This window comes from Trichococcus sp. (assembly GCF_049589555.1).
GTDB lineage: Bacteria > Bacillota > Bacilli > Lactobacillales > Aerococcaceae > Trichococcus.
In genome coordinates, this window is sequence record NZ_JBAWAZ010000209.1 from 1 (window position 1) to 5,816 (window position 5,816).

Annotated in this window: 6 protein-coding genes and 1 pseudogene; 4 read left to right on the forward strand and 3 right to left on the reverse strand. The window is 49.0% G+C overall.

The window, feature by feature from the left end; translation table 11 throughout:
• Nucleotides 1-281, reverse strand: a pseudogene (locus WBV27_RS07965) (L-serine ammonia-lyase, iron-sulfur-dependent, subunit alpha); the annotation flags it as partial.
• An 18-nt stretch (nucleotides 282-299) separates the two neighbouring features.
• Nucleotides 300-980, reverse strand: a complete 681-nt coding sequence (locus WBV27_RS07970; protein ID WP_086627190.1) for a serine dehydratase beta chain — start codon at nucleotides 978-980, stop codon at nucleotides 300-302.
• A 291-nt stretch (nucleotides 981-1,271) separates the two neighbouring features.
• On the opposite strand from WBV27_RS07970, the gene rpiA reads away from it, so the two are divergent.
• A complete protein-coding gene (gene rpiA / locus WBV27_RS07975) occupies nucleotides 1,272-1,949 on the forward strand; it encodes a ribose-5-phosphate isomerase RpiA (RefSeq protein WP_424200976.1) in 678 nt (225 codons plus the stop codon).
• Nucleotides 1,950-2,027: 78 nt separating this feature from the next.
• Nucleotides 2,028-3,329 (forward strand): pyrimidine-nucleoside phosphorylase, encoded by a 1,302-nt coding sequence (locus WBV27_RS07980; RefSeq protein ID WP_424200978.1) that lies wholly within the window; start codon nucleotides 2,028-2,030, stop codon nucleotides 3,327-3,329.
• Nucleotides 3,330-3,603: 274 nt separating this feature from the next.
• Here the strand turns inward: WBV27_RS07980 and WBV27_RS07985 are convergent, their stop codons facing one another.
• A complete protein-coding gene (locus tag WBV27_RS07985) occupies nucleotides 3,604-4,308 on the reverse strand; it encodes an MgtC/SapB family protein (protein WP_424200980.1) in 705 nt (234 codons plus the stop codon).
• 168 nt (nucleotides 4,309-4,476) lie between these two features.
• On the opposite strand from WBV27_RS07985, the gene WBV27_RS07990 reads away from it, so the two are divergent.
• Together WBV27_RS07990 and WBV27_RS07995 are read left to right on the forward strand one after the other, a co-directional pair.
• Nucleotides 4,477-5,181, forward strand: a complete 705-nt coding sequence (locus tag WBV27_RS07990; RefSeq protein ID WP_424200982.1) for an AzlC family ABC transporter permease — start codon at nucleotides 4,477-4,479, stop codon at nucleotides 5,179-5,181.
• Complete coding sequence (locus tag WBV27_RS07995; protein ID WP_424200984.1) at nucleotides 5,174-5,497, forward strand: AzlD domain-containing protein; 324 nt, start codon at nucleotides 5,174-5,176, stop codon at nucleotides 5,495-5,497. Before WBV27_RS07990 ends, WBV27_RS07995 begins: the two co-directional genes overlap by 8 nt.
• The last annotated feature ends 319 nt before the right edge of the window (nucleotides 5,498-5,816 follow it).

Below are 5,816 nucleotides of genomic sequence, written 5' to 3' on the forward strand. Positions count from 1 at the left end.
GCGATCAGCAGGTCGTCGCCTGAAAGGGTATTGCCGCGTTGGCGGTAGTTCCGCAGTTTCACGGCTTCGCCGCCTGTCAAACCAGTGGGGGAAAATACGCCATCGCCAGCTAAGCCTTTTTCGACTGCGGCTTTCATGACGTGGTAATTGTTGCGCATCTGTTCCCAAATATCCGCGCGCGTCCGGTGGCTCTTGGCCATTTCCTGCAGCAGCATCAATTCGGAAATCGGTTTGCCGCTTTCCTCTGCGGCCGTAACCAGTTCTGCAATCTTATTGTACAAAGCGGTATTCCTTCTTTCCTAACTTATCAATATCGCCTTTTCGATGAAAGGCAGCTCGTTGATTTCGTAGATCATTTCTTTGGTGGGGACCGTATCCAGATAGAGGATGACCCATTCGGTATCGCTCTCCCTGAAAATGCGGATATCATTCAGGGGATAACCTTTGAATGCGAAATAATTCTGCCATTCCGCTTCGCTGTAAAGATGGTATTGGAGCGTATTCTGATGGATGAAATAGATAGGCAGATGCGCATCCAAACGCATCGAAAAGTTGTCGATGGCAACATGGTTCAGAACGATCGAGCCGCCCCCGATGGAACTGCCCGTAACGGATATTTTTTTCTTGTCCCGCTCCAACACCATCGTGGCTGTGTTCGGGTGGCCGACGGGAGAGTCGCCGATCTCTTCGATGAATGTCACGGCTATTTTTTGGGATTCTGCCATCTTCAGGGATTGCGGAATCATCGGATCATCCGCCGCAAAACCAAGTATGCCGCCGAGGATCGCAAAATCGGTGCCGTGCCCGAGATGCGTATCTGCAAAAGACTCGTAGTAATGGATCGTGACCTTTTTCGGCTTGACCTCGAAGAGCTGAGCTGCCGCTTTTCCTAATGCCAAAGCCCCGGCAGTATGCGAACTGGAAGGACCGACCATCACCGGTCCGATGATATCGAAAATGCTTCTGAATGTATGGCTCATGACGATCCCCTTTCCTTATTGATTCGTGAAAGCTTGCATTTCATTATAGCGAAAAGGCTGTCGGAATGACAGGACGCCAACACGCTTTTTAGCAGATTCTAATGGGATACGCATGAACAGCGTGTAAATAAATTGCCTTAAGGGGATGTGCTTGGAATGCAGAACAATTCATAAAATGAAATTTTCATGTGGTATTGCAAAAGCTCTCTCATTATCGGCATTCCAGCATAGTAACGCTTCCTTTTCATATGATATAATGACTTCATCATCCTGAAAGGAACGCGTGAGAAAATGGAACTAAAAGAACTGGTTGGATTAAAAGCTGCAGAATACATCAAAGACGGTATGACAGTAGGTCTGGGGACGGGCTCGACTGCCTATTATTTTGTGAAGGAAATCGGTAGACGTGTGAACGAGGAAGGATTGAAGATCACTGGGGTGACGACTTCTATCCAAACGAAGGAATTGGCTGAGTCGTTAGGGATTCCGTTGAAGAGTGTGGATGAAGTTACTTGCATCGACATCACAGTGGACGGAGCCGATGAAATCAGCGAAGATTTCCAAGGGATCAAAGGCGGCGGCGGAGCGTTGCTGTTCGAAAAGATCGTTGCCGACAATTCCAAGAAAGTCATCTGGATCGTCGATGAAAGCAAAATGGTGAAACATCTGGGCGCATTCCCGCTGCCAGTGGAAGTTGTCTGCTACGGATCGATCCAACTGTTCAATAAATTCAATGAAAAAGGCTACAATCCGGAATTCCGTAAGACGGCAAACGGGGCCTATTATTTGACTGACGAGAAGAACAACATCATCGATCTGCATCTGGGTGAAATTTTGGATCCGAAGGCACTTGCCGAGGACCTGATCCATCTGACCGGTGTCGTGGAACATGGTTTGTTCCTGGATTGTGTGGATACCGTTTTGGTCGGTACAAAAGACGGCGTGAAAGTGATCGAAGCGAAAAGATAAGCTTCAACTTAGATGCACAAAAACGTTTTGCGCTGTGCTTGATATTCGAAAAGTCAGATTCAGATGGAGGAAAAGCCTATGAGAATGGTAGATTTAATTATCAAGAAACAAGAAGGCAAAGCATTGACGAAAGAAGAGATACGATTCATCATCGATGGCTACACGGAGGGGTCGATCCCTGATTATCAGATGAGCGCCTGGGCGATGGCCGTCTTTTTCCAGGACATGACCGATGAAGAGCGGATGGAATTGACGATGGCCATGGCTGAGTCCGGCGATCAGATCGATCTTTCCGCCATTGAAGGAATAAAAGTCGACAAACATTCAACCGGAGGCGTCGGCGACACGACGACGTTGGTTTTGGCTCCATTGGTCGCCAGCTGCGGCGTGCCGGTAGCGAAAATGAGCGGACGCGGACTCGGGCATACAGGCGGAACGCTGGATAAACTGGAATCGATCCCCGGCTTCCATGTGGAGATCGACGAATCGACCTTCGCGTCCATCGTGAATGAAAACAAGGTCGCTGTCATCGGGCAATCCGGCAATCTCTGCCCGGCGGACAAGAAATTGTATGCGCTGCGGGATGTGACCGGAACCGTGAACTCATTGCCGCTGATCGCAAGTTCGATCATGTGCAAAAAAATCGCAGCCGGTGCGGATGCGATTGTGCTCGATGTGAAAATCGGAGCCGGAGCGTTCATGAAGACGGAAGAGGATGCGCGAGCACTTGCCCATGCGATGGTCAAAATCGGCAATCTGGCCGGCCGCAAAACGATGGCGATCATTTCCGACATGAGCCAGCCTTTGGGTGTGGCGGTCGGAAATGCTCTAGAAGTTGAAGTGGCGATCGAAACGTTGAAGGGCAACGGGCCGAAAGACCTGGAGGCGCTCTGTATCGAATTGGGAAGCCAGATGGTCTATCTGGGCGGAAAAGCGCATGATCTCGCTGAAGCCCGCGCGCTTGTGATTGAAAACCTCCGCAACGGCAAAGCGTTGGAGAAATTCAAAGTTTTTGTAGCATCCCAAGGCGGGAACCCGGCAGTCGTGGATGATTATTCATTGATGCCGCAAGCTTCGCGCCAACAGGAAGTTTTGGCCGAAGCAACCGGGTACGTGACGGAAATCGTTGCGGATGACATCGGAGTGGCTGCGATGTTGCTGGGGGCAGGGCGCGCCACGAAAGAAAGCACGATCGATTTGGCTGCCGGACTGAAGATCCTGAAAAAAGTCGGCGATCCGGTCCAAAAGGGTGAAGCGATCGTCAGGATGTTCGCCAACAAAGCAGATTTCGGTCAGGCCGAAAAGTTGATCCAGGAAGCCTATTCCATCGGGGAAGAACGAAAAGAAATCACGCTGATCCACAGCATCATCACAGATTGAAAACAAAAGCATCCGAGCCACACACGATTAATAGTGTGCGGTTCGGATGCTTTTATCATATAAAGGAATTTATATATTTTTTCAAAATTAGAAATGCATCACCGTTGGTGTCCCACAGGTTTGTAAAATATTTTATGCATCAAAAATGATGTCTAGCGGTACAAGCCTGCCTCTCGGAAATTAGATAAATCTGACCCATTGCGCTCTGCGATGCTCATTCAGGGCCAGATTTCCTAAATTTCTTTCGAGGCAGAACGGGCTTGTACCGCTTTTCCTATTGGTCGAAGGTTACGTTCGTGATGTCCTTGCTCATGTTCATCAGATCGTTCACCAGATCCTTTTTCTTGTAGTAATGCGGCAAATCGATCCCGTAGATGACGATATATTTCGGGTAATCGCTCTCCGGATTCTCGATCAGAAACTTCATGTCCGAAGTCTCGATGTTGTTCTCGGAAAGGAACAATTCCATCGCTTTTTTCAAATCCTGGTGGCGATAATGGATTTCCACATGCAGCCCGCCGATGGAAGTCCTGAGTTTTTTGATGATATGCAGAACGACATAAAGAATCAGGCAGCCGATGAAAGATAGGAAATAATAACCCATCCCGACAGCAATCCCGAGACCGGCGACCGTCCAAATCGTTGCTGCCGATGTCAGGCCGGTGACCGTATCCCGTTTGGTGATGAGGATCGTGCCGGCGCCGAGGAACCCGATACCGCTGACGATCTGGGCGATGATGCGCGTGAAGTCGACCGTGATGCTGGATGCGATATCCGGATTCGCAATCGCCAAGTTCAGACTGTAAAAAGCGATCTCGAGCTGAATCAAGGTGATGAGGCAAGCTGAAACGGAAACGATGATGTTCGTACGCAGACCCGCTGCTTGACGATTCTCTTCGCGTTCATAGCCGATGATGCCACCGACAAATACCGCCGCAAGCAAGCGCATCGTTATTTCCAATGTGCTGATGGAATACACAGCAGTCCCCCCTTTCAAAATAGAGCATTTCTTCTATTTTAAAGCATCTGCAGTATTCTGTAAAAGGAAATGACGATTTTCTGAAAATATGCAGAATCACGCCTATTCTTCCGTCAGCGTATGATAAAATGGAAGATATTATGATTTTTTGATTAGAGGAGGGACAATATGTCGAAAAAAGAATGGCTGGCTGGGATGAAAGCCATCTATCCGGTTTGTTTCGGCTACATTCCGATGGGGTTGGCCTGCGGGGTCCTGCTGCAGCAAGCCGGTTATCATTGGTTGGCGGTCATGCTGATGAGCCTGATCATCTACGGGGGCGCTTCGCAGTTCATGATCGCTTCGATGACTGTGGCGGGGGCAGGCCTTCTGGAAATGGTGATCATGATTTTTTTCATCAATCTGAGGCATCTCTTGATGAGTTCCAGCCTGGCCCACAGAATCCGCGAGAAGAGCACGGTTTTCAGCATATTCTTTGCCCAGACGATCACCGATGAATCGTTCGCCGTCAACACGCTGTATTTCAAAACCGAAGGCATGTGGAATCCAACGAAAGCAATTGCCGCAAATGTCACGGCCTACGCTACCTGGATTTTGAGCACCGGGATCGGGGCGATGGCCGGTAAGAGCATCGCTTTGTCGCCGGTTGTGATGAATTACATCCTCATTGCGATGTTCATCTTCCTGCTCATTTCCCAGATTGAGAACCGTATCGTGTTCTGGACGGCTGTATTTTCCGGCATCACAGCAGTCCTGTTGATGAGTCTGCTGCACCATAACATCGCCATCGTCCTGACGTCGATTCTGGCCTCCGGATTTGGGCTGTACCTTCAGAATAAGAAAGACGAAAAGGAGGGGATTTTGCGTGGATGATAAAACATTATGGCTCATTTTGGGTGGCGGTTTGGTGACTTTTCTGCCCAGATGGCTCCCTATTGTTGCCTTGAAGAACGCGCGGATTCCCATCTGGTTCCAGAAATGGATGAGCTTCCTGCCGGTTTCCATCTTTTCGGCATTGATCGCTTCGGATATCTTTTTCTGGGAAGGCAATGTTTCCTTGAATATATTGGAAAACGCCAAACTGTTGCCGTCGCTTGTGACTGCAGTGGTGGCTTATTATTCGAAAAATATGATTCTCTCCGTCATCGTCGGCATCGTGGGCATCAGTCTGATGGTGTGGGCACTTTGAGTTCTCAGGCCTATTATTAATGATTCTGTGGGGCTCATCCAATTGCGGATGTGCCTCTTTTTTTGGTTTGCGCTTGATAGGGGGGCGATGAGGTTACCGGATACAGAACAAAGCGGATATGTCGGGTGAACGGATGAAATGTTGCTGCGAACAGCCGAGACATATCGAATGTGTTGACTGAACGTATCAAAAAAACAAAAAACGCGCCAGCGATCGGTATCATTCTACCTTTCGCTGGCGCGTGCTGTTTATTTAAATTCAAGGGTTACTTCGTTGAACGATTGGCGTATTGACGGAAATCGATTCCGCGCATCTCGCA